Here is a 23,286-nt window from a genome sequence, read left to right on the forward strand (position 1 = left end):
CAAATTAAACTTTATAAGTATAAGGCCACTTTTGTGGCCTTATTAAGCACGTTAATTAGTTGCGCTTTTCACGACGGATCCGAACCGCGTCCGCTAAACGATATAATAATTTTTCACTATCTTGCCAACCAATACAAGCGTCTGTCACACTTTACCATACGTTAGCGATTTATTGGTAGTTATATCTTAATTTCCCTCTAAAAGATGACTTTCAACCATTCCCCCAATGATTGCTTTTTCACCTTGATGTATTTGATTAGCAACATTTTCAGCCACTTCAAGCTGCTTTTTATATTGCTTACAACAATTTGCATGACTAAAATCAATCATAATTTGGGCTGATAAGCCTGATTTTTGCAAACTCTCTTTGACGGTTTGTATATCTGATTTACTATAATTAGGCTTTTTACCGCCGCGCAAAATAATATGGTAATCGTCATTACCAGTAGTATTTACAATTGCTGAATGCCCCCATTTGGTAACCGATAAAAAACAGTGAGCAGTTTTAGCAGCATTAATTGCATCAATAGCCACTTTTACACGAGTTTCGCACCAATAAAAAAACGCTCTATTTTTAAGTTTAATTCAGCATAATATATAAATAGACAAAATCTTATAAATTAAAAGCAACTTATTGTAATTTAAACAAATTTATACGTTTTAGTAACTTGCAAATTAACCATTGCTTTTAAGCCATTTCTGGAATTTTATATGCCTGTGCGAAACTCGTGTTTTATTGTTCCGTCGGTACCATTTTTAAAACCTACCGGGCAAGAAAGACCGGATGCTAATTCACGATGTACCTGAGATTCAGTAGTACGTGCGCCAATTGCTCCCCAACTAGTAAGATCTGCAACATATTGCGGAGTGATCATATCAAGAAATTCACCCGCAGTTGGTAAGGCTAAATCATTAATAGTTACCAATAAATTACGTGCAATACGCAATCCTTCATTAATATCAAAACTGTTATCCATAAAAGGATCATTAATTAACCTGAGTTCGGGATAAGAAATAAAGTGAAAGTCTTGCTATTCAAATAGTTGAATGCGCATATTTCGTTAAAATACTCTAACAATCTGGTTAAAGAGTAGAGCATTGTTAAACAATGATGGAAAATCTTACTGAACTTTATTGCCTGATGGATGATTTTTGTAAAGACTTCGAGCCAAAAATGCATGAAATTTTGCTGAATAACGGTAGTATAGCTAGGCGACTTAATTTTGATTACAGCATATGTATTAAAAACAGGTCATCGATAGTGCATCCTGTTTCCATCTTTTTACGTTTAGCTTGAGACCATTTATGTTCTATAGGATTTAAATCTGGTGAATACACAGGCAAATATTCTATCTGGTGTCCTGCGTTTATAATTGCCTGTTCAATATTCTTACCTTTGTGAAAGCTAGCGTTGTCCATAAAAATAACAGAATTTTCAGGAAGTTCTGGGAGCAATATTTTTGTGATCCAAACATAAAAAACATCACGATTAATATTGCAATCAAATAATCCGATAGCAAAAAGGGTTGTTCCCAATAAAGCGCCAATAACATTTGTTCTTCCCTTAGCACCCCAGTTTTTCAGGCCAAAACAACGGTGACCTTTTGGGGAATAGCCGTGAGTTCGTGGAGTGTCATGTGAAAAACCACTTTCATCAATAAAAACAACAGATTTATCTTTTTTTCATACTGTTGTCTTTTTTGCTGATGTGCCAGCCTTTCGCTTTCGTTGGTTTTTGGATGGAATAGAGTTTTTTTTATAGGTTAATCCCAGCTTTTTAAGGGATTGCCAAATAGTCTTTTTACAAACACCGAATCGCTCTGCCCGTTCCTTTTGGTAAGCATCTGGATACTGTTCCACATCTTTTGCTAAAGCATTTTTATCGAGCTTCCTCTTACGTGGCGTTGAATTTTTTGGCTCTGGTCGTTTAAGCCAACGTACTAAAGACGCTTTTCCAATACGGAATTGTTTCGCAGTTTCTCGAATTGTTAAACCTTCGGCTTTCCTTACAGATATTACTTTACGTCGAAAATCAATTGTATAACTCATAACACACCTTGTAATCAAAATTAAGTCGCCTAGCTATAAGCATCGTAGACGGTCTACTCAGCTTTCATTGGCTGAAATGATGACACTGGTTGTTTTGTTTCATCAACTCCGATTCAGCCAATTCAAGGTATTTTATCTCTATCATGTCCGTTTATATCTCAGGAAGGAATTTCCTAACTTGCCATCATATTCACGCTGCGTAGAGTTACTTCCGCGCAATACCTTAGCTTTAACGGCACTGTTTGAGTCAATTAAGGGAAAGTGCACGGGTCTGTCGGTTGCCGATTCTACTCCGATAGCTGTGTGTGATAACTTACGGATCCGCCGGCATAAAGTCTTCGATGGGATAGCTGGACAAGGAAAAACCTCAACAGGTTGGTTATTTGGTTTCAAACTTCATGTAATTATCAATCATTTGGGGGAAATACTCAGTTTTCGACTTACACCAGGAAACACAGATGATCGGAAACCATTACCTGAGCTGATAAAAGATCTTTCTGGTTGTTTGTATGCGGATAAAGGGTACACGAGTTTCGCACAGGCATATAAAATTCCAGAAATGGCTTAAAAGCAATGGTTAATTTGCAAGTTACTAAAACGTATAAATTTATTTAAATTACAATAAGTTGCTTTTAATTTATAAGATTTTGTCTATTTATATATTATGTTGAATTAAACTTAAAAATAGAGCGTTTTTTTATTGGTGCGAAACTCGTGATGAATTGAACATGGGCCAATAACGACCAAAAGTCTATCATCCTTACCAGTTAGAATTTGATGTATTGATTCACGAGCTGTTTGAACTGTCAAAGCGGCTTTATCTGTTACCGGAAATTTTTCTAATAAGGCAACTGGAGATAATAACTCTTTTATCTGTTTAATTCTAATGTCATCATTCTTATAAGTCATCTTTTTTACTCAATGTATAGCTCTTTAGCCAGTATATTCTCTAAAAATAAAAGATGAACTCAATTTAACCTCTAGTGATAAAAGTGTAAATATATACTCATACTTATATTATAAATATTTAATGGCAATATATAATATGATATAAAAACTTTTAATTTTTTTAAAATCATACTGTTATGCCAATGTAAATAACTATTAACCTGCTAAAAATATTGAACCATTTTCTTTAGCTGACCGACTCCAAAGGCGAAAACCATTGATTGAAATACCAAGTAGCATCAAATACTCAAATGACATTGCTAAAACACCTTGTAAGTAGAAAATAACAACACTAATAACATTGATAATGATCCACAGTAACCAGCTTTCAGCATACTTTCGTGTCATTAATATCATCGCAATAATTGATAATACCATCATGGTTGAATCCCAAAAAGGGAATGCATCGGGCTCTATTTGTACAGGTTCAAGATAAAAACCTAATAAATGAGCAATGTCCCAAGTAACGTGGGCAAGAAAAATAAACACTTTATCAATGTTAAAACTTAATAGCAGCGTTAAAATAATGGCGATAAATAGAGTTACCACTACTTTTGAAAAACTTATCCAGCGGATCTTAAGACTTGCTTCATGATAAGCATCTACTCGACTCCAAGCGTACCAACCATAGGTATTCGCTGCGAAAAAGAACATTTGTAACAACAAGCTTGCATACAATTGAATTTGAAAAAAGATAACCCCAAATAATGTAACGTTTATTAGACCAAAAAGATAATTGATAATTTTTTCCTGGCTGGCAAGCCAAATACATAAAAATCCAGCTATTGTTGCCACGGCTTCAATATAAGATAAATTATAACCATTGCTGCCAAGAGCAATATGTACCATAGTATTACTAGTATTGAAAAACTCCATTCCTATTACCCGAGGGTGTTCATAATTCTGTGTCAGGGGATTTTATATTTTGATTATACCATCTAGGCGCCCTTTAAAATAGATGGACAATTGAGCAATGGTTAACGCCCAGTTACTAATCGGCATAGTCCATTTGTTGGATACCTGATTGATGCCAATATAGAGTAATTTTAATAAGCTGTTTTCATTAGGAAAAGCCCCTTTGGTTTTAAAGCCTGTTGCTCAATAGCAAAATTAATTATGACTTACAAAAAAACCAGCCGCTGATGATAAAATCATCAATTTTTGCATTAAAAACAACCCATGCAAGATTAAAAAATAAACTATTTTTGTATTTTTTAGATGTATCTAACTTGTTTTTATTTTAAGCAACTTTATTTCACTATTGAGCAACATGCTTTTAGTTAATGTCCTAAACTGCCGATGAACCGCCTCTACTGCATTGGTCGTATAAATGGGTTTTCTAATGGCTTTAGGGTATCGAAAATAAGCATTGAGCAACTCCCATTTACTTCGCCAGGATTCGCACTATCGGGTATTTTTCACCCCATTTCGTTTCCAGTTCATCAAGGGCAAGCTCAGCAGCCGCTTTAGTATCTGCACGATAAACCGGCTTAAAATCAGCCATAAAGGATTTTTGGTCTTTACTGGCAATTAACGTAAGCTATTGCGAATTTGATGAACTACGCATAGCTGAACTTCTGTCTGCGGGAAAATACTGGCTATCGCTTCTGGAAACCCTTTTAATCCGTCAACACAAGCGATTAAAATATCTTGTATACCACGGTTATGTAAGTCAGAACGCTCAGCCAATGATGTGCTCCTTCTGTTTCAGACATATAGAGTCCTAATAATTCCTTATGCCCATCGGTGGTTAGTCCAAGTACTGTGTAGATTGCCTTATTGATATAGTGACCATCATGTTTTATCTTGTAATGAATGGCATCGAGCCAGACAAAAGGATAGAGCGCCTCCAGAGGGCGTTGTTGCCAAGGCTTTTAATTCAGGGAGTAATTTGTCAGTAATATGCGTAATAGCTCCATCTGATATTTCCAGTCCATATAATTCTGCAACATGTTTTTGAATATCACGATAACTCATGCCTAATGCAAATAACGATAGGATTTTGTTATCAATATCCTCTGATAATTTTGTCTGATTTTTCTTAATGAGCTGAGGCTCAAAAGCACCTGACCTGTCTCTGGGCGTTTTCAGTTCAAATTGACCTGATGTCGATTTAACCGTTTTTCGAGTATAGCCATTTTTACGCGTATCGATTGACGTTGTCGATAGGTATAGCTAGGCGACTTAATTTTGATTACAAGGTGTGTTATGAGTTATACAATTGATTTTCGACGTAAAGTAATATCTGTAAGGAAAGCCGAAGGTTTAACAATTCGAGAAACTGCGAAACAATTCCGTATTGGAAAAGCGTCTTTAGTACGTTGGCTTAAATGACCAGAGCCAAAAAATTCAACGCCACGTAAGAGGAAGCTCGATAAAAATGCTTTATCAAAAGATGTGGAACAGTATCCAGATGCTTACCAAAAGGAACGGGCAGAGCGATTCGGTGTTTGTAAAAAGACTATTTGGCAATCCCTTAAAAAGCTGGGATTAACCTATAAAAAAAACTCTATTCCATCCAAAAACCAACGAAAGCGACAGGCTGGCACATCAGCAAAAAAGACAACAGTATGAAAAAAAAGATAAATCTGTTGTTTTTATTGATGAAAGTGGTTTTTCACATGACACTCCACGAACTCACGGCTATTCCCCAAAAGGTCACCGTTGTTTTGGCCTGAAAAACTGGGGTGCTAAGGGAAGAACAAATGTTATTGGCGCCTTATTGGGAACAACCCTTTTTGCTATCGGATTATTTGATTGCAATATTAATCGTGATGTTTTTTATGTTTGGATCACAAAAATATTGCTCCCAGAACTTCCTGAAAATTCTGTTATTTTTATGGACAACGCTAGCTTTCACAAAGGTAAGAATATTGAACAGGCAATTATAAACGCAGGACACCAGATAGAATATTTGCCTGTGTATTCACCAGATTTAAATCCTATAGAACATAAATGGTCTCAAGCTAAACGTAAAAAGATGGAAACAGGATGCACTATCGATGACCTGTTTTTAATACATATGCTGTAATCAAAATTAAGTCGCCTAGCTATAGTGTTCTATTTCTGCCTGCAGGGCAGCTTCGGTCAGCTGTTTTATGAGTGGTGTGAGTATTCCATCCGTACCGAGTAAATTTTTACCTGATTGTAATTGCTTCAACGCTTCATCAAAATTAAATGATTGATTTCTCATATGTCATACCTCTTTTTTTTGAGTTTAAGATATGACACAGATTTTTGAACACTACCTATTACCCTATTAACGCGCTTATAATTCAGCTACTTAATGCTAGCAGCAAACGACAACATCCGCTCCAAAGGTTTAAATGCTCTCTCTCTTAATTCATCATTAATCGATATTTCATGTAATTCACCCTCTTTTTTTAGTCCTTGTTCTATAGTTTTTAAGCTATACATTGCCATCCAAGGACAATGTGCACAAGTCCGGTAGGCTGCCGTTGGTGCAATATAAAATGATTTATCTGGACATGCCTGCTGCATTTTATAAAAAATACTTTTATCCGTTGCCACAATTATTTGCTGATTAGGCAAGTTTTGCGCAGCTTGAATCAATTGACCGGTTGAGCCAACTGCATCCGCTAAATCAACAACAGCCGCAGGGGATTCTGGATGCGCTAATATTGCTGCATTAGGATACAACATTTTCATTTTCTGCAAGGCTTGAATTTTGAATTCATCATGTACAATACAAGCAGCTTGCCAGCAAAGAATATCTGCCCCGGTTTTTCTTTGTACATAATTACCTAAATGACGATCCGGCGCCCAGATAATTTTTTGTCCTTGACTATCTAAATAGTCAATTAATTCAACTGCAATACTGGAAGTTACAACCCAGTCAGCTCTAGCTTTAACCGCCGCAGAAGTATTGGCATAAACAACCACGGTTCGCTCTGGGTGTTGATCACAAAATTCAGCAAACGGCTTTGCAGGACAACCTAAGTCTAATGAGCACTCCGCTTTCAGTGTAGTCATTAATGTTGTCTTTTCAGGATTTAAAATCTTAGCCGTTTCACCCATAAATCTAACGCCAGCGACAATTAAAGTCGATGCGGAATGTCGTGAGCCAAAACGTGCCATTTCCAGTGAATCTGCTACACACCCACCAGTTTCTTCGGCCAGAGCTTGAACGTCAGGATCGGTATAATAATGCGCGACTATAACCGCATTTCTTTTTTCCAACAATAGCTTAATAGATCGTTTACAATGTTTTTTTCATTATCTGTCAAAGGCGCTGATTTAACAGGAAATGGGTAGCTAGCTAAATTGAAATCGATAAAATTAGGCATTTTGCACTCTTTTGTTTAGTATTTATGTTTTAAATGATATTTTTTAGCCAAAAAACTATTTATTCGCCAATTTTATTTCGCATACTAAACAAGATAATCAATATTTAAAATTTTGTCGCTTAATTTTTACTATCAAATTGTTCTCAATAACCTATTTATCCATTTGGTTGTAATAAAAATGAATACTATTTTTCATCTAAATTCTGTATGTACAGTAAAATAAGACAAATAACATGAAATTAGCTTTTGACAGAAATAGTCCGAATATCTTTCGATGGTGGGTCGTACAGGATTCGAACCTGTGACCAATTGATTAAAAGTCAACTGCTCTACCGACCCATCTGAAGTTACCTGAGGTGATGGCGGAGCACCTTACTTATTTTTGCTAAGGGTGCAATGGTTTTTTTTTACCGAAAGAATTTAAATGCTTATTAATCACACAATTATCCCCGAAATAGATAGCAATAAATACTTCGGGGTTATTCATTAGAGTGACGCTAATTTCTTTTCTGCCAATTTCGCACTAGGGCTACTAGGATATGCTTTAATCACCTGTTGATAAACAACACGTGCTTCATCATTTTGCCCTTTTTCTTGCATCAATAACCCTACTTTATAAAGGGATTCTGCCCCTTTGGCCGAATTAGGGTAATTTTTAACAACGGTAGCAAAATAAAAAGCTGCATCATCTTTGTTTCCCTGATTATAATTCAATTGTCCAAGCCAATAATTCGCATTAGGCTGATAATTAGATTTAGGGTAAGTTTTGATAAAATGCTGAAAAGAATTAATTGCCTGCGCAATCTGCTGTTTAGATTTGCTCTTTATTGCAAGTGCAACGGCTGCATCATACTCAGCTTTTTCATTCGCTGGTTTAGCCGTGACAACAGCATTATTACTACTGTCGGTACTTGCCTTGACTTTATTTGCACCAGTCGTCAATGAATCCAACTGCGTATAGAGATCTTTTTGTCGCTCAATAACTTGACTTAATTGATATTGGTTTTCCTGAATTTGACCACGCAATGTATCAATATCTCGCTGAGCATCCGATAACTGCTGCTGAATTTGATATAATAACTGCCCTTGAGAATTGACCGCTGTCTCAATTTGCATTAGACGATCACTTGTAGAGCCTGAGCCGACATTAATGATTGGCGCTTGGGCAGTAGCGACTACTGGAGCCGCTACACCAACCAATAACGACAGACTCAAACAAAGATGTCTGAAGTTACTGTTCATATAATACTCTTAATACACAAGTATCGCACGACGGTTTTTGGCATATGCCGATTCGTCATTACCTTGTATAGCCGGTTTTTCCTTACCATAAGATACGATAGCAATTTGCTCACCGTTTACGCCTTTACTCTGCAAATATATTTTCACAGCATTAGCACGGCGCTCACCAAGTGCAATATTATACTCTGGTGTACCCCTTTCATCAGTATGCCCTTCCACAGTAATCTTAACTGAAGGGTTACCGCGTAGGAAAGTTGCATGTTGATCTAACAGCTGTGCATATTCTGGGGTAACATCATACTTATCAAAACCAAAGTAGACAATGTTGTTACTTTGCAATTCCTGCATTTGCTGACTAGCAAGTTGCTCAGCTGTCAAGCTAGCATTGCTATCTGCTACATTGTTTTCAGTACCTGTCTTGTCATTGCCCTTTTTTGAGCTACATGCTACAACGGCTAGCATAGGTAACGCTAACATTAGCCCTTTAAGCACTTTATTCAATTGCATCATGTTCGATCCTTTAATTATTATTGCCATACTTATTATTATGCATCACAAATACGGCGACCAAGCAGGAAATTTAACCTTTCCATCAGTCGCCAGCAGACGCGCTTTGAAACGCCCATCCGTTGACACCAGGTGTAATACAGTACCTAACCCTTGTGAGGCACTATAAATTACCATAGTACCATTAGGTGCTATACTCGGCGTTTCATCCAGAAACGTATCCGTCAAATATTCAACGTTACCCGTTGCCAGATCCTGTTTAGCAATGTGCTGTTTACCATTACTCGAGTTGACCATTACCATAAATTTACCATCAGGGCTGACGCTTGGATCCTGGTTTTGGTTTCCTTCCCAAGTAATACGCTCTGGCACACCACCATTAATATTTAGTTTGTATATTTGTGGACGCCCTGCTTGATCAGAAGTATAAATCAGCGTTTGGCTGTCTGGCATCCAATTAGGTTCAGTATTGTTACCACGACCATCTGTTATTTGGCGAGTTTGACCACTGGCCAAGTCCATTACATAAAGATTTAAACTTCCGCTCTTTGACAGGGCAAAAGCAAGCTTGCTTCCATCGGGGGAGAAGGTAGGAGCACCATTATGACGCGGGAAAGCAGCAATCTGGCGGACTTCGCCTGTCGCTAACGTTTGCATAACTAATGCTGAACTACCACTTTCAAAGGTTACATAAGCTAATTTTTCACCATCAGCCGACCAAGCTGGCGACATCAGCGGTTCAGGCGAGCGGTGGACAGTAAATTGATTATACCCATCATAATCTGAGACCCTTAATTCATAAGGAAACTTTCCACCGTTGGTTTTAACCACGTAAGCGATACGTGTACGAAATGCACCTCGAATACCGGTTAATTTGGCAAAGACTTCATCACTAATAGTATGTGCCGCATAGCGTAGCCATTTGGCTGCCACTTTTAATTGGTTTTGCGTCAATACTGCGCCAGGAGAATTCACCATATCAACCAGTTGATAACTAATAATGTACTGACCATCAGCAGCCGGTTGTACCTGACCAACAACAACTGCATTAATACCTAATGCCGTCCAAACATTCGGTGTGATTTCCGATGCGGTAGTTGGTTGTTGAGGCATATGACTGGGATCAATAGGATTAAATTTACCGCTATTGCGTAAATCTGCAGCAACAATTTGTCCTACATCATCGGGTAAAGTACCAGTTCCAGTCCATTTAAAAGGCACAATAGCAATAGGCTGTGCAGTATTGATACCTTGGGTAATTTCAATTCGAATTTCTGCCTGAGCACATGCCGCCCATAATATTAGAAAACCTAATAATAATTTAAATGCCTGCTTCATTTTTTCTCCCTTATCACGTATCCATGGCCGTAATAATTAATTTGAATATTAACAAAGGTGAATGCACAAAACCAGATAACTGAAAAACTTTTGTTAATTTTCCTAGCCTTATGTTATTCATAACATTCATTAACTAAGGCTTGAATACTAAAATACTTCCCTGTTCATTAAATGCATCATAAATACTACGACTAGGCGGTTTAGGCATTGTTGCTGTTTTGGCTGCACGTATCGCGGCGTCACAGAGTGATTGATCATTTGCTGCATTACTTTTAGCTGCAATACTAATTAACATGCCGTCAGGAGCGAGTTTTATGCTTAATTCGCATGTTTTACCGCGATAAATATCAGCATCATAAAATTTGCTTTCAATTGCGGCTTTGATCTTACCTGCATAATTAGCCATATCCGAACTGGATGCCCCGCTTTTTCTATTTCCTCCTTGACCCGCTGCTGCTGCACCTCCCGTTTGCTGAGTTGGTTGTTGGGCAGTTAATCCACCAAGCAGAGAGTCAAACGCAGCAGCCTGTTTAGCCGCATCTGCTTTTTTCTTAGCTGCCAGCGCCTTAGCGGCTTTTTCAGCTTTCGCTTTTGCCTGCTCTTTTATTAGCCGTTCTTGTTCTGCTTTAGCTGCCGCTTCTTCTGCTTGCTTGCGTTGCTGCTCTGCTTCTCTTTCTATTTTTATACGCTCCTCTTCAACCATTTTTAAGCGTTTTTGTTCTTCTTCCTGCTGTTTTCGGAGTTCTTCTTCTTGCTGTTGAAGACGTTTTCTTCGCTCAGCATCGGCTTGTTTGGCACTATTTTGCTGCCGTTGTAGCTGGTTATACTGTTCTATTACTACGCTGGGATCAACCATGATCGCATCAACCACTTCACCGCCTTGACCACCGCCACCAAGCTTAATAATTTGATCCAATGAACCCAAAATAATAAAACCAAATAACAAAACGTGGAATATAATAGAGAGTACCACAGAGCGACTCAATTTATTTTTTTGCTCTTTTGTCTTTCTCACAACAGATTTCCAAACAAGTAATTATGCAATTACATCAAATAGGCTGAGTCATAAAACCAACCGATTTGATGCCAGCTTGATGAAGTATATTCAGCGCTTTAATAACTTCTTCGTATGGCACATCTTTAGCGCCGCCAATTAAAAAAACGGCCTGCGGATTTTTTGCCAATGCGGCTTTTGTTATTGCTGCAATCTGTTCTGGTGGTAAAAGCTCTTCTCGATGGCCATCAATAATAACACTGTATTGTCCTACTCCAGAGACTTCAAGAATAATCGGTGGATTATCACTACCTGACACAATTTTTGATTGGGTCGCATCGGGTAATTCCACTTTCACACTTTGCGAAATAATCGGCGCCGTTGCCATAAAGATCAATAACAATACTAACAGTACATCCAATAAAGGAACGATGTTAATTTCAGATTTCAGTTCACGCCTATGTCGAGTCCGTGCCATCTTTCTGTTCTCCGCATTTATTGCTTTTCAGAAGCAAAAGCTTGACGATGCAAGATGGCTAAAAATTCTTCCATAAAATTGTCATAACTTTGATCCAATTTATTGACCCGCTGGTTTAGTCGGTTATAAGCCATCACAGCTGGAATGGCCGCAAACAAGCCGATTGCCGTTGCAATTAACGCTTCAGCAATACCCGGGGCGACCATTTGTAATGTTGCCTGTTTAACCGAGCCTAATGCAATGAAAGCATGCATAATTCCCCAAACGGTACCAAATAATCCAATATAGGGACTTATTGATCCTACAGTACCTAAAAAGGGAATATGCGACTCTAATGATTCTAACTCACGATTCATCGATATTCGCATAGCTCTAGAAGCACCATTCATCGCCGCTTCTGGTGTATGAAGATTGGCTTGGCGTAAACGAGCAAACTCTTTAAATCCAGAATAGAAAATCTGTTCTGATCCCGTTAATGCATCACGCCGAGCCTGACATTCTTTATAGAGACGCGATAGCTCAATACCGGACCAAAAACGATCCTCAAAAGCTTCCGTTTCTCGGGTTGCGGTATTTAAAATTTTGCTTCGTTGAATAACAATGGCCCAAGAAGCAATAGAGAACCCTATTAGAATCAACATGATGAGTTGAACCAAAAAACTCGCTTTTAAGAATAAATCTAAGATATTCATGTCAGTCACTGCTTAAACTCCGCGACAATAGACTCAGGAAGCCTAGTTGGCTTCATTTTAAATGTATCAATAGAAACAATAACTATTTCTGCTGTGCAAATTTCTTTTCCTTGCTGATTAATTAACCGTTGAAGAAAAGCCAATGATGTACGTTGAACATAGGTAATTGTTGTTTCAACGGTCAATAAATCATCCAATTTAGCGGGGTGTAAATAGTCAATTGTCATTTTACGTACGACAAAAGCTAAATTTTCTTTTCGTAATTTCTGCTGTTCAAATCCTTTTTCTCGCAACATTTCCGTTCTCGCACGTTCGAAAAAATGCGCATAACGAGCATGATAAACTACACCTCCCGCATCAGTATCCTCATAATAAATACGGATAGGCCAGCAAAACAGCATATTTTTACTCCCCTTGCTACCAATAAATTACCCGTCACTATACTTAAGTAAATCATCTATTGGAATGATTTATAAATAAAGTTACAAAAAAATAGTGAAATATAAACTTATCTTATGAAATGAAACTAATACGAAAGAAATAAAATAGTCCACAAACTAGAATCAAAACCGCAAGGTAAAGGATGAAAAAGATAACGCCAAAACGCTTTTTTAGGTAAAAACCCAATACCAAAAATTATCCCACTACACGTTGCCCAAATGAGCAATAACCCCTGCCATATAGCAAGAGAACTGGTATTTGAGGCAAATAAGGTTGGATCCCAGATCACACAAAAAGCCATGACAAATGCAATAAAGAGAATAAGGATCCGAAACGGATCCTTATGCATTGATGAGTAGATTTTATCTACCATTATCATTCACCAGTATGTTTAGCTTTGTTAGCAGCATTAGCCTCAACCTGTTCGATAGCCAGAGCTGCAATGACAGCGAAACTACAGGCAAGAAGCGTTCCTAAAATCCAAGCAAAATACCACATGCCATTCGCTCCTTAATATAATGAATGTTTGTTATTTTCAATATGCGTTTTGTCAATTCGGCCAAACATTTTGTAATAACACCAGGTAGTATACGCCAATATAATCGGCACAAAAATGATGGCAACAACTGTCATCACTTGCAATGTAAATAAGCTCGACGTGGCATCCCAAATCGTCAAACTGGCATTAGGCTGTATATTTGAAGGCATAATGAATGGGAACATACTAATACCGAAAGTTAAAATAATACAAGCAATTGTCAGTGATGAAAATAAAAATGCCCATCCTGCTTTATCAAGCTTGGTAAATAGGATAGTCAGTATTGGAAAAAATAAGCCAAGTGCAGGTAATGTCCATAGTCCTGGATTATTATTAAAATTAACCAACCATGCCCCTGCTTCTTTTGCTACTTCTTTATGTAACGGATTAGAAACAGCGTAGGTATCGATTGTACTTTTAATCGCATAACCATCAATCCCATATATCAACCAAAAACCAGCTCCAGCAAAAGTAATCAAGGTGAAAAAGGCGGTGATATAAGTGATATTACGTGAACGTAGATGTAATTCACCTAGCGTGCGCATTTGGAGATAAGTCGCGCCTTGGGTGATTATCATCATAATAGAAATAATGCCTGCTAATAAGCCATAAGGATTGAGTAAACCAAAGAAAGTCCCTGTATAATTCAAATACAATAGTTCATTAACTGTAAAAGGAACGCCCTGTAGCAAATTACCAAAAGCAGCACCAATGATCAACGGAGGAACAAAGCTACCAATAGATATGCCACGATCCCACATATTGCGCCATTTGGAATTCTCAAGCTTAGAACGATAATCAAAACCCACTGGTCTGAAAAATAGTGCAGCCAAGACTAATATCATGGCAACATAAAAACCTGAGAATGCCGCAGCGTAAACCATCGGCCAAGCAGCAAATAGTGCACCACCAGCAGTCACTAACCAAACCTGATTACCATCCCAATGAGGTGCAATTGAATTGATCATGATTCGACGCTCAGTATCTGTTTTTCCCATAAATAGCAATAAGATACCAACGCCCATATCAAAGCCATCGGTCACGGCAAAACCGATCAGCAACACACCAATCAGTAGCCACCATATAAATCTTAGAACTTCATAATCAAACATGAATGGACTCCTGTTTACTAAGCGTCTTGGGCTGAAATATTTTGTTGCTCATAATGATAACGACCTGTTTTAAGACTACTCGGCCCTTTACGTGCAAATTTGAACATTAGGAACAATTCAATAACCAAGAACAAAGTATACAGACCACATATTAGCCCCATCGAGAAAAGTAGATATGCACTACTTAATGATGAATGTGCAACAGCTGTCGGTAAAATTTCACCAATTGCCCACGGTTGACGGCCATATTCAGCAACAACCCAACCTGCTTCAACGGCAATCCATGGTAATGGAATACCAAACATGGCTAAACGTAAAAGCCATTTTTTTTCACCAATGCGGTTACGAATAACAGACCAGAATGATAAAGCAAAAATAAGTAACATTAGGAAACCACAAGCCACCATAATGCGAAATGCCCAGAATAGAGGCCCGACTTTAGGAATACTATCTTTAGCGGCCGCTTTAATATGTTCTTCGCTGGCATCAATAACATTAGGTGTATAGCGCTTTAACAACAATCCATAACCAAGATCTTTTTTATTCGCATCAAATGCTTTTCGTATAGCAGGATCATTATCACCAGCTTGTAATTTTTTTAACAGAGCATAGGCATTCATACCATTGCGGATACGAACTTCATGTTGCGCCATTAAATCTTTTAAACCCAAAACAGGGGTATCAATAGAACGGGTAGTGATAATTCCCATTAACCATGGAATTTCTACTGCGAATTCATTTTTCATTTCTTCGCTATTTGGTACAGCAATAAGATTAAATGAAGCCGGCGGCGGTTGTGTTTCCCATTCAGCTTCAATAGCGGCTAACTTGGTCTTCTGAACATCACCCATTTCATAGCCAGATTCATCACCCAAAACAATAACAGATAGTATTGAAGCAATACCAAAGCTTGCCGCTATTGCGAAAGAGCGTTTAGCAAAAGGTCGATTACGGCCTCTAAGTAAGTAATAAGCACTGATGCCTAAGACGAACATAGCACCTGTACAATAGCCGGCGGCAACGGTATGAACAAATTTAACTTGTGCCACGGGATTTAAAACTAATTCTGAAAAACTGAGCATTTCCATCCGCATGCTTTCAAAGTTAAAATCAGACGCAATCGGGTTTTGCATCCAACCATTAGCAACTAAGATCCACAGCGCAGAAAAATTAGAACCTAACGCAACCAGCCATGTGCTAGCTAAATGTTGGGTTTTACTTAAACGATCCCAGCCAAAAAGAAATAAACCAACAAATGTTGACTCCAGGAAGAACGCCATTAATCCTTCAATTGCCAATGGCGCACCAAAAATATCACCAACATAATGTGAATAATACGACCAGTTAGTCCCGAATTGGAATTCCATGGTCAAACCTGTTGCAACACCTAAGGCAAAGTTAATAGCAAATAACTTACCCCAGAATTTTGTCATATCTTTATATATCTGTTTACCTGAAATGACATATACCGTTTCCATTATCGCTAGTAAAAGCGACATACCAAGTGTTAATGGTACAAACAGGAAATGATACATTGCAGTTAAGGCAAACTGTAACCGGGACAGTTCGACAATATCAAACATCTTGACTCCTTGCTCCTAGCAGGAAGACACCGACTTGCGGCGACCTGACTTTCATAATGCAAAAGATGAAAGCCTCATAACTACCAGCTTTATACATCTTAAAATAACGATAAAAAATTTATCAAAATACAACAAACATCTTAATAATAGTACGCTTATATACGCTTATAATAAATAGATTTAATACGATTAAGATTGAAATTTTGCGATTAAATCAACATACCGCTACATTTAAATACTTACTAAATTTGATCAACGACAATTTCATCGAAAAAATAAATAAAACCTATTTTATTGTTTGATTTAAATAAATTTTTATTAAAGTCATCAATATATTAAATAGCTGTTTATTGTTTTGTTCATGCCAAGAAAATAGGCAATAATTCATTTTAACCATGTACTTGTTGTTGACTTGGGAAAACTCGCCAAAACGCTATTAAAAAAACCATCATTAGGATATTTTTAATCCACATAATGCCACTTTTGATATCGAAAAAATCAAGTTTACCAGCATTACTCACGGCCTAAACATAAAAAAGCCACTATATATGAGTGGCTTTTACTAATCATAGTCTAAATCAGGTTATTTACTAGTCACTAATTGCTTAACGGCTTCACCAATCTCAGCTAAGCTACGAACAGTTTTTACACCTGCTGCTTCTAATGCAGCAAACTTCTCATCCGCAGTACCTTTGCCACCAGCGATGATGGCGCCAGCATGCCCCATACGCTTACCTTTTGGTGCTGTTACGCCGGCAATATAAGCAACGACCGGTTTTGTTATATGTTGTTTAATATAAGTGGCCGCTTCTTCCTCCGCTGTACCACCAATTTCACCAATCATAACGATAGCTTCAGTTTGGGGATCTGCCTGGAATAGTTTCAATATATCAATAAAATTTGAACCAGGAATAGGATCACCACCAATACCAACACAAGTAGATTGTCCTAATCCTGCATCAGTTGTCTGCTTAACAGCTTCATAAGTTAATGTACCAGAGCGTGATACAATACCTACTTTACCCGATTTATGAATATGTCCAGGTTGGATACCAATCTTACATTCACCCGGGGTAATAATACCAGGACAGTTCGGTCCTATCATTTTTACCCCAGTTTGATCTAGCTTTGCTTTCACCGTTAGCATATCTAACGTGGGGATCCCTTCGGTAATGGTAATAATCAGTTTGATACCACTATTGATAGCTTCAAGAATCGAATCTTTACAAAATGGAGCAGGAACATAAATGACCGATGCGGTTGCACCTGTTGCTTGTACAGCTTCACGGACTGTATTAAAAACAGGTAATCCTAAATGTGTTGTTCCACCTTTACTTGGCGTTACACCACCGACCATTTTTGTCCCATAAGCAATTGCCTCCTCTGAATGAAAAGTTCCTTGGCTACCTGTAAATCCCTGGCAGATAACTTTAGTATTTTTATCAATTAAAATAGACATTACTTATTTCGCCTCCGCTGCTGCTGCTACTGCTTTTTCTGCCGCATCGGTCAAGCTGGTTGCAGCAGTAATCTTTAGGCCACTATCCGCTAACTTTTGCGCACCAAGCTCAGCATTATTGCCTTCAAGACGAACAATGACCGGAACTGTTACCCCAATTTCTTTAACTGCTCCAATAATACCATCAGCAATCAAATCGCAACGAACAATACCACCAAAAATATTGACCAAAACAGCTCTAACATTTTCATCAGATAAGATAATTTTAAATGCTTCTGCTACTCGTTCTTTAGTTGCCCCACCACCCACATCAAGAAAATTAGCTGGAGCACCGCCATGTAACTTCACAATGTCCATGGTTCCCATGGCTAAACCGGCACCATTAACCATACAACCAATATTGCCATCTAAAGCAACATAGTTTAATTCCCACTCCGACGGATGGGCTTCACGGGGATCTTCCTGAGAAATATCACGCATCTCCTTTAATTCTACTTGGCGGTATAGTGCATTGCTATCCACACTAAGCTTGCCATCCAGACAGATTAAATCCCCTTGCTTAGTTATCACGAGAGGATTAATCTCGATTAAAGCCAGATCACGCTCGAGAAAAATTGTCGCTAATCCGATAAATATTTTGGTAAATTGCTGGACTTGTTTGCCACTCAAACCTAATTTGAAAGCAAGCTCGCGTCCTTGATAAGGCATAGGGCCGGTTAATGGATCAATAATAGCCTTATGAATAAGTTCAGGTGTCTTTTCTGCAACTTTTTCAATTTCAACCCCGCCTTTAGTCGATGCCATAAAGACAATCCGACGAGAAGCGCGATCTATCACTGCACCTAAATAAAGCTCTTTATCAATATCCGTTGCTGTTTCTACCAAAATTTGATTAACTGGCTGTCCATGGGAATCGGTTTGGTAAGTCACTAAGCGTTTTCCTAACCACTTTTCAGCAAATAAACGGATTTCGTCGCGATTATTAACAACTTTTACGCCACCCGCTTTGCCTCGACCACCAGCATGTACCTGACACTTTACAACCCAAGGACTATTACCCAATTTTGTTGTTGCTTCTTCTGCCTCTTTTGCTGTTTTACAAGCATAACCTGTCGGTACTGGCAAACCATAATGCGCAAGCAGTTGTTTTGCCTGATATTCGTGTAAGTTCATGATGCACTATCCATAATTTAGCCTGACAGAGAGTTAACAATTCTCTATATATTTTTATTTAAACATTGGTCAATAAAAAATTAACCAAGCTTTGCTCCAGAGTGAGTAAATAACTTCACTCTAAATTGTTTATCTAGACGTCTAACAATAAACGAGCTGGATCTTCCAACATGTCCTTTATTGTAACCAAGAAGCTAATAGACTCACGTCCATCAATTAAACGGTGATCATAAGAAAGTGCTAAATACATCATTGGCAAGATTTCGATTTTACCATCAACCGCCATCGGCCGATCTTTGATAGCGTGCATACCTAAAATTGCACTTTGCGGCGGATTAATAATCGGAGTTGACATTAAAGAGCCAAAAACACCACCGTTAGTAATAGTGAAGTTTCCACCGGTCAATTCTCCAACCGTTAATTTGCCGTCACGCCCCTTAACTGCCAACTCTTTAATGCGCTTTTCAATTTCTGCCATACTAAGCGCATCTGCATCACGTAATACTGGTGTAACTAAACCTCTAGGTGTGGAAACAGCAATACTAATATCAAAATAACTATGATAAAGCACATCTGAATCATCAATCGATGCGTTCACTTCAGGATAACGCTTTAAGGCTTCAACAACCGCTTTCACATAGAAAGACATAAAACCCAAACGCACACCATGCCGCTTTTCAAAACTTTCACCATAATGTTTGCGCAAATCAAAAACAGGCTTCATGTTGACTTCATTAAAGGTAGTCAACATGGCAGTATTATTTTTTGCCTCCAGTAAACGCTCTGCTATACGCTTACGCAAACGCGTCATTGGTACCCGTTTTTCACTCCGATGAGAAGAAGTTGATGATGGAGTTGTAGATGCGTCATTCTGTTGCTTAATCGGTCTATTTTCGCTTGCTGTTGATTGGTTTTTAATATATTTCTCAACATCATCACGCGTTATACGCCCACCTACGCCGCTACCTTTGATATTGGTCGGGTTTAAATCATGTTCTGCAATTAAACGACGGACAGCCGGTGTTAGTGCATTATGACTCTCTTCCTCAAGGCCAGCAGTCTGGCGTTTCGCTGGCGCTGACTCAGTAGTCTTTTTTACCCCAGCCGGAATTCCGGTACTATCACTAAGATGTATGCGACCCAATAGCTGTTTCGATAAAACAGTAGCTCCCTCTTCTTCTAAAATTGATTCCAGAATACCTGAATCTGCTGCTGGTACTTCGAGTACAACTTTATCCGTTTCAATTTCCACTAACACTTCATCACGCTCTACCTGATCACCTGGTTTCTTGTGCCAAGTTGCAACTGTAGCATCTGCAACAGATTCAGGAAGATCAGGAACAAGAATTTCTATGTTACTCATTTTCTATCCTTTAATTTATTTATTTTTAGTGCATCATCAACCAATGCTTTTTGCTGTTCTTGATGAACAGACGCGTAGCCTACGGATGGTGAAGCAGATGCGGGGCGTCCCGCATAACTTAATAATGAACCTTTTGGAATTGCTTCCCGAATATTATGTTGACTACAGTACCATGCCCCCTGATTGAGAGGTTCCTCTTGACACCAGACAAAATCGCGAACATGCGTATAAGGCTTGAGCGTAGTTTCTAAATCTTTATGGGGAAATGGATATAATTGTTCAATACGAACGATAGCCATATTTTTTTGTTTGTTTTCACGACGTTGTTCAAGTAGATCATAATAAACTTTACCTGAACATAAAACGACACGTTTAACCTTTTTCGCATCTATTGGATCAATTTCATTAATTATCGGCTGGAATTCACCATTTGCTAACTCTTCCAAACTAGAAACCGCAAGAGGATGACGCAGTAATGATTTGGGTGACATAACAATCAATGGACGTCGCATATTACGAAGTATCTGACGACGGAGCATATGATAGACCTGAGCTGGAGTAGACGGAACACAGACTTGCATATTTTGTTCCGCACATAATTGTAAATAACGCTCTAAACGGGCTGAGGAGTGCTCCGGACCTTGTCCTTCATAACCATGGGGTAACAGCATCACCAATCCACACAGTCGCCCCCATTTCTGTTCACCAGAACTAATAAACTGATCGATAACCACTTGCGCCACATTAGCAAAATCACCAAACTGAGCTTCCCAAATAGTCAAAACCCGTGGCTCTGCTGATGCATAACCATATTCAAAAGCAAGTACCGCTTCTTCAGACAAAACGGAATCCCAGACGTCAAATATTCCTTGATTTTCACGTATATTAGCCAGAGGGACATAAACTGAACCATTAGTTTGATTATGAATAACTGCATGACGATGAAAAAAAGTACCTCGGCCGGCATCTTCACCTGATAAACGAACTTGTATCCCTTCATCAACTAATGTTGCATAAGCCAAAGTTTCTGCTGCTCCCCAATCAAACAATTTTTTACCGTTCGCCATTGCCAAGCGATCACTGTAAATTTTTTCAACCCGAGGCTGCATGACAATCTCTGCCGGAATAGTACTTAAACGTTTAGCTAAGTCTTGTAGTCGTTTCTTTTTAACTTTAGCAGGGTAAGCATCATTCCATTCATGATTTAAATAGGGTTTCCAGACCGAATAGTCAGTTCCCATTGGACGCCATTCATCAACAACACAATCACCGTGATCTAACTTATCACGGTAAAGATTAACCATTTCTGTTACTTCGTCGCTAGTAACTGTCTTTTCCGCTATCAATTTATCCGCATAAATTTTACGCGGTGTCGCATGTTTTTTAATTTTTTGATACATAATTGGCTGGGTAGCACTCGGCTCATCCGCCTCATTATGACCATGGCGACGATAGCAAACTAAATCAATGACCACATCGCATTTAAATTTATTGCGAAAATCTAATGCCAATCGAGTAACAAAAGCAACCGCTTCTGGATCATCGGCATTAACATGAAAAATAGGTGCTTGCACCATTTTCATGATATCAGTGCAATATTGTGTTGAACGTGCATCTTTAGGATTGGATGTGGTAAAACCTATCTGATTATTAACCACGATCCGCACTGTACCGCCAACCTCATAACCACGAGCCTGAGACATGTTCAGCATTTCCTGAACGACTCCCTGGCCTGTTACCGCTGCATCACCATGGATAGTAATGGGCAGTACCATATTACTACGGCCTTCATCCAAACGATCACGACGAGCACGGACAGAACCGATGACTACTGGACTAACTATTTCTAAATGTGATGGATTAAAAGCTAAGGCTAAATGAACCAAAGCACCTTCTGTTTTAAAATCAGAAGAAAAGCCCTGATGATATTTAACATCACCAGTACCTAAATGATCTTTATGCTTACCTGCAAACTCATCAAATAACTCTTTTGGTTGCTTACCTAAAATGTTAACTAAAACATTTAATCTCCCACGGTGCGCCATTCCCAATACGACTTCACGCGTATCCTGTTGTCCTGCATAACGGATCAAATCTTTTAACATGGGAATGAGCGAATCACCCCCTTCAAGGGAAAAACGTTTTGCGCCAGGAAATTTTGCCCCAAGATAGCGCTCTAATCCTTCAGCTGCAGTTAATTCTGATAAGAAGCGGATCTTTTCTTGTTTGCTAAATTGTTGACTAACCGGCGTTGCCAGTTCTAGGCGCTGTTGGATCCAACGTTTCTCTTCAGTATTAGTAATATGCATGTATTCGGCACCAATTGAAGCGCAATAAATACGCTTCAGTGCAGTATACAGCTCACTTAATTCCATTGTTTCCTGGCCAATAGCAAAAGAACCAACATTGAACGTTTTTTCAAAATCAGCATCGGTTAAATCATGAAATGCAGGATCTAAATCAGGTACAGTTTCTTGTTTCCAAAGCTCTAATGGATCAAGATTTGCATTTTGATGTCCTCTAAAACGAAATGCGTTTATTAATTGGAGGACTTTAACTTGTTTCGCATCCAAAGACGGATCACTAACCGAAGTTTGATAACGTGTAGAATCTTTCGCCAATGAACGAAAATATTCACGTACTTGAGAATGGGAGTATTCACCGTTGGAGCTTGCACCTGGTAGTTTATTAAAAAAGTCTCGCCAGTCTGCATTAACGGAATTAGGGTCAATTAAGTAGTCTTCATAAAGCTGTTCGATATAAGACTGATTTGCACCAGCTAGAAAACTTGAATCTAGCCAGTCCTTCATTACGCCGTTGTGCATTGTGATCCCTCAAGCTTATAGGCTTTAGTTTTCGTCGTAGTTAACAGTACCGCTTTTTATATAGACGGTTTCAATAAAGATTCTTTGAACGTGTTCTATGCACGATTATTAATAAAGGAGCGCTTAATTAAATTCCCCTTATTTACAAGAACCTTTAAAAACCGTAACCGGTTTTTAAAGGCTCCTTCTGTAATTTACCAAACAAAATAAATATCAATTTTAAATAATAGTTTTCCA

At 38.4% G+C, this 23,286-nt stretch carries 19 protein-coding genes and 11 pseudogenes; 4 read left to right on the forward strand and 26 right to left on the reverse strand.

Going from position 1 to position 23,286, the window contains the following annotated elements; translation table 11 throughout:
- Positions 1–55: 55 nt before the first annotated feature.
- Both AYJ55_RS14215 and aroG read right to left on the reverse strand, forming a co-directional pair.
- Positions 56–540 (reverse strand): annotated as a pseudogene (locus AYJ55_RS14215) (3-deoxy-7-phosphoheptulonate synthase); the annotation flags it as partial.
- 191 nt (positions 541–731) lie between these two features.
- A pseudogene (aroG, locus tag AYJ55_RS14220) lies at positions 732–995 on the reverse strand (3-deoxy-7-phosphoheptulonate synthase AroG); the annotation flags it as partial.
- Positions 996–1,111: 116 nt separating this feature from the next.
- Between aroG and AYJ55_RS29185 the strand changes: the two are divergent.
- A pseudogene (locus AYJ55_RS29185) lies at positions 1,112–1,237 on the forward strand (IS982 family transposase); the annotation flags it as partial.
- On the opposite strand, the gene AYJ55_RS31985 reads toward AYJ55_RS29185, so the two are convergent.
- Both AYJ55_RS31985 and AYJ55_RS31990 read right to left on the reverse strand, forming a co-directional pair.
- Complete coding sequence (locus AYJ55_RS31985; protein ID WP_063653789.1) at positions 1,228–1,659, reverse strand: transposase; 432 nt, start codon at positions 1,657–1,659, stop codon at positions 1,228–1,230. The pseudogene AYJ55_RS29185 and the gene AYJ55_RS31985 sit on opposite strands and share 10 nt — an antisense overlap.
- 24 nt (positions 1,660–1,683) lie before the next feature.
- Positions 1,684–2,049, reverse strand: coding sequence for an IS630 transposase-related protein (locus AYJ55_RS31990; RefSeq protein WP_063657020.1), 366 nt, complete (start codon positions 2,047–2,049; stop codon positions 1,684–1,686).
- Positions 2,050–2,086: 37 nt separating this feature from the next.
- On the opposite strand from AYJ55_RS31990, the pseudogene AYJ55_RS14235 reads away from it, so the two are divergent.
- Positions 2,087–2,611, forward strand: a pseudogene (locus AYJ55_RS14235) (IS982 family transposase); the annotation flags it as partial.
- 155 nt (positions 2,612–2,766) lie between these two features.
- On the opposite strand, the pseudogene AYJ55_RS14240 reads toward AYJ55_RS14235, so the two are convergent.
- The 5 genes and pseudogenes from AYJ55_RS14240 to AYJ55_RS33290 all read right to left on the reverse strand — a co-directional run.
- A pseudogene (locus AYJ55_RS14240) lies at positions 2,767–2,958 on the reverse strand (3-deoxy-7-phosphoheptulonate synthase); the annotation flags it as partial.
- 195 nt (positions 2,959–3,153) lie between these two features.
- The gene (gene pnuC, locus AYJ55_RS14245; RefSeq protein WP_063657023.1) at positions 3,154–3,873 is read right to left on the reverse strand and encodes a nicotinamide riboside transporter PnuC; all 720 of its coding nucleotides are present in this window, start codon (positions 3,871–3,873) and stop codon (positions 3,154–3,156) included.
- 42 nt (positions 3,874–3,915) lie between these two features.
- Positions 3,916–4,083 (reverse strand): annotated as a pseudogene (locus AYJ55_RS29195) (IS256 family transposase); the annotation flags it as partial.
- 138 nt (positions 4,084–4,221) lie between these two features.
- A pseudogene (locus tag AYJ55_RS33280) lies at positions 4,222–4,850 on the reverse strand (IS256 family transposase).
- Positions 4,792–5,151: a transposase gene (locus AYJ55_RS33290; RefSeq protein WP_281181166.1), complete on the reverse strand. Its 360-nt coding sequence runs from the start codon at positions 5,149–5,151 to the stop codon at positions 4,792–4,794. Before AYJ55_RS33290 ends, AYJ55_RS33280 begins: the two are co-directional and overlap by 59 nt.
- A gap of 54 nt (positions 5,152–5,205) precedes the next feature.
- On the opposite strand from AYJ55_RS33290, the pseudogene AYJ55_RS33295 reads away from it, so the two are divergent.
- Together AYJ55_RS33295 and AYJ55_RS14260 are read left to right on the forward strand one after the other, a co-directional pair.
- Positions 5,206–5,571, forward strand: a pseudogene (locus AYJ55_RS33295) (IS630 transposase-related protein).
- A complete protein-coding gene (locus tag AYJ55_RS14260; RefSeq protein ID WP_063653499.1) occupies positions 5,540–6,028 on the forward strand; it encodes an IS630 family transposase in 489 nt (162 codons plus the stop codon). Before AYJ55_RS33295 ends, AYJ55_RS14260 begins: the two are co-directional and overlap by 32 nt.
- A 21-nt stretch (positions 6,029–6,049) precedes the next feature.
- Here AYJ55_RS14260 and AYJ55_RS30880 read toward each other — a convergent pair.
- From AYJ55_RS30880 to sucA, 17 genes and pseudogenes are all read right to left on the reverse strand, one after another.
- Positions 6,050–6,190 (reverse strand): annotated as a pseudogene (locus tag AYJ55_RS30880) (IS256 family transposase); the annotation flags it as partial.
- An 86-nt stretch (positions 6,191–6,276) separates the two neighbouring features.
- Positions 6,277–7,304, reverse strand: a pseudogene (nadA, locus tag AYJ55_RS14270) (quinolinate synthase NadA).
- 486 nt (positions 7,305–7,790) lie between these two features.
- Complete coding sequence (gene ybgF, locus AYJ55_RS14275; RefSeq protein ID WP_063657025.1) at positions 7,791–8,546, reverse strand: tol-pal system protein YbgF; 756 nt, start codon at positions 8,544–8,546, stop codon at positions 7,791–7,793.
- A 9-nt stretch (positions 8,547–8,555) separates the two neighbouring features.
- Positions 8,556–9,053: a peptidoglycan-associated lipoprotein Pal gene (gene pal, locus AYJ55_RS14280; RefSeq protein WP_063657418.1), complete on the reverse strand. Its 498-nt coding sequence runs from the start codon at positions 9,051–9,053 to the stop codon at positions 8,556–8,558.
- A 45-nt stretch (positions 9,054–9,098) separates the two neighbouring features.
- Positions 9,099–10,391, reverse strand: coding sequence for a Tol-Pal system beta propeller repeat protein TolB (gene tolB / locus AYJ55_RS14285; protein ID WP_063657026.1), 1,293 nt, complete (start codon positions 10,389–10,391; stop codon positions 9,099–9,101).
- A gap of 133 nt (positions 10,392–10,524) precedes the next feature.
- Positions 10,525–11,364: a cell envelope integrity protein TolA gene (gene tolA, locus AYJ55_RS14290; RefSeq protein WP_425393807.1), complete on the reverse strand. Its 840-nt coding sequence runs from the start codon at positions 11,362–11,364 to the stop codon at positions 10,525–10,527.
- 76 nt (positions 11,365–11,440) lie between these two features.
- Positions 11,441–11,863, reverse strand: coding sequence for a colicin uptake protein TolR (tolR, locus tag AYJ55_RS14295; protein ID WP_063657028.1), 423 nt, complete (start codon positions 11,861–11,863; stop codon positions 11,441–11,443).
- 17 nt (positions 11,864–11,880) lie between these two features.
- Positions 11,881–12,564 (reverse strand): Tol-Pal system protein TolQ, encoded by a 684-nt coding sequence (gene tolQ / locus AYJ55_RS14300; protein ID WP_063657029.1) that lies wholly within the window; start codon positions 12,562–12,564, stop codon positions 11,881–11,883.
- On the reverse strand, positions 12,561–12,956 hold the full coding sequence (ybgC, locus tag AYJ55_RS14305) for a tol-pal system-associated acyl-CoA thioesterase (protein ID WP_063657030.1): 396 nt from the start codon (positions 12,954–12,956) through the stop codon (positions 12,561–12,563). The genes tolQ and ybgC overlap by 4 nt, the downstream gene beginning before the upstream one ends.
- 112 nt (positions 12,957–13,068) lie before the next feature.
- Positions 13,069–13,369 (reverse strand): annotated as a pseudogene (ybgE, locus tag AYJ55_RS14310) (cyd operon protein YbgE).
- Positions 13,370–13,371: 2 nt separating this feature from the next.
- Positions 13,372–13,494 carry a cytochrome bd-I oxidase subunit CydX gene (cydX, locus tag AYJ55_RS14315; RefSeq protein ID WP_063657031.1) on the reverse strand — a complete coding sequence of 41 codons (123 nt, stop codon included), beginning with the start codon at positions 13,492–13,494 and terminating at the stop codon, positions 13,372–13,374.
- Positions 13,495–13,506: 12 nt separating this feature from the next.
- Positions 13,507–14,646 carry a cytochrome d ubiquinol oxidase subunit II gene (gene cydB, locus AYJ55_RS14320; RefSeq protein WP_063657032.1) on the reverse strand — a complete coding sequence of 380 codons (1,140 nt, stop codon included), beginning with the start codon at positions 14,644–14,646 and terminating at the stop codon, positions 13,507–13,509.
- Positions 14,647–14,663: 17 nt separating this feature from the next.
- Positions 14,664–16,229 (reverse strand): cytochrome ubiquinol oxidase subunit I, encoded by a 1,566-nt coding sequence (cydA, locus tag AYJ55_RS14325; protein WP_063657033.1) that lies wholly within the window; start codon positions 16,227–16,229, stop codon positions 14,664–14,666.
- A gap of 583 nt (positions 16,230–16,812) precedes the next feature.
- Entirely contained in the window at positions 16,813–17,688 is an 876-nt protein-coding gene (gene sucD / locus AYJ55_RS14330; RefSeq protein WP_063657034.1) for a succinate--CoA ligase subunit alpha, read from the reverse strand.
- Positions 17,689–17,691: 3 nt separating this feature from the next.
- Positions 17,692–18,861: an ADP-forming succinate--CoA ligase subunit beta gene (sucC, locus tag AYJ55_RS14335; RefSeq protein WP_063657035.1), complete on the reverse strand. Its 1,170-nt coding sequence runs from the start codon at positions 18,859–18,861 to the stop codon at positions 17,692–17,694.
- 133 nt (positions 18,862–18,994) lie between these two features.
- Positions 18,995–20,224: a 2-oxoglutarate dehydrogenase complex dihydrolipoyllysine-residue succinyltransferase gene (odhB, locus tag AYJ55_RS14340; RefSeq protein WP_063657036.1), complete on the reverse strand. Its 1,230-nt coding sequence runs from the start codon at positions 20,222–20,224 to the stop codon at positions 18,995–18,997.
- The gene (sucA, locus tag AYJ55_RS14345) at positions 20,221–23,049 is read right to left on the reverse strand and encodes a 2-oxoglutarate dehydrogenase E1 component (protein WP_063657037.1); all 2,829 of its coding nucleotides are present in this window, start codon (positions 23,047–23,049) and stop codon (positions 20,221–20,223) included. The genes odhB and sucA overlap by 4 nt, the downstream gene beginning before the upstream one ends.
- Positions 23,050–23,286 lie beyond the last annotated feature (237 nt).

This window comes from Candidatus Arsenophonus triatominarum (assembly GCF_001640365.1).
GTDB lineage: Bacteria > Pseudomonadota > Gammaproteobacteria > Enterobacterales > Enterobacteriaceae > Arsenophonus > Arsenophonus triatominarum.

Bases quoted from the DNA above. Each gene is read 5' to 3' on its own strand.
- cydX (WP_063657031.1), bottom strand. From the start codon at position 13,494: ATGTGGTATTTTGCTTGGATTTTAGGAACGCTTCTTGCCTGTAGTTTC.
- tolB (WP_063657026.1), bottom strand. From the start codon at position 10,391: ATGAAGCAGGCATTTAAATTATTATTAGGTTTTCTAATATTATGGGCG.
- sucC (WP_063657035.1), bottom strand. From the start codon at position 18,861: ATGAACTTACACGAATATCAGGCAAAACAACTGCTTGCGCATTATGGT.
- pnuC (WP_063657023.1), bottom strand. From the start codon at position 3,873: ATGGAGTTTTTCAATACTAGTAATACTATGGTACATATTGCTCTTGGC.
- AYJ55_RS31990 (WP_063657020.1), bottom strand. From the start codon at position 2,049: ATGAGTTATACAATTGATTTTCGACGTAAAGTAATATCTGTAAGGAAA.
- sucD (WP_063657034.1), bottom strand. From the start codon at position 17,688: ATGTCTATTTTAATTGATAAAAATACTAAAGTTATCTGCCAGGGATTT.
- ybgC (WP_063657030.1), bottom strand. From the start codon at position 12,956: ATGCTGTTTTGCTGGCCTATCCGTATTTATTATGAGGATACTGATGCG.
- odhB (WP_063657036.1), bottom strand. From the start codon at position 20,224: ATGAGTAACATAGAAATTCTTGTTCCTGATCTTCCTGAATCTGTTGCA.
- pal (WP_063657418.1), bottom strand. From the start codon at position 9,053: ATGCAATTGAATAAAGTGCTTAAAGGGCTAATGTTAGCGTTACCTATG.
- ybgF (WP_063657025.1), bottom strand. From the start codon at position 8,546: ATGAACAGTAACTTCAGACATCTTTGTTTGAGTCTGTCGTTATTGGTT.
- cydA (WP_063657033.1), bottom strand. From the start codon at position 16,229: ATGTTTGATATTGTCGAACTGTCCCGGTTACAGTTTGCCTTAACTGCA.
- tolR (WP_063657028.1), bottom strand. From the start codon at position 11,863: ATGGCACGGACTCGACATAGGCGTGAACTGAAATCTGAAATTAACATC.
- cydB (WP_063657032.1), bottom strand. From the start codon at position 14,646: ATGTTTGATTATGAAGTTCTAAGATTTATATGGTGGCTACTGATTGGT.
- sucA (WP_063657037.1), bottom strand. From the start codon at position 23,049: ATGCACAACGGCGTAATGAAGGACTGGCTAGATTCAAGTTTTCTAGCT.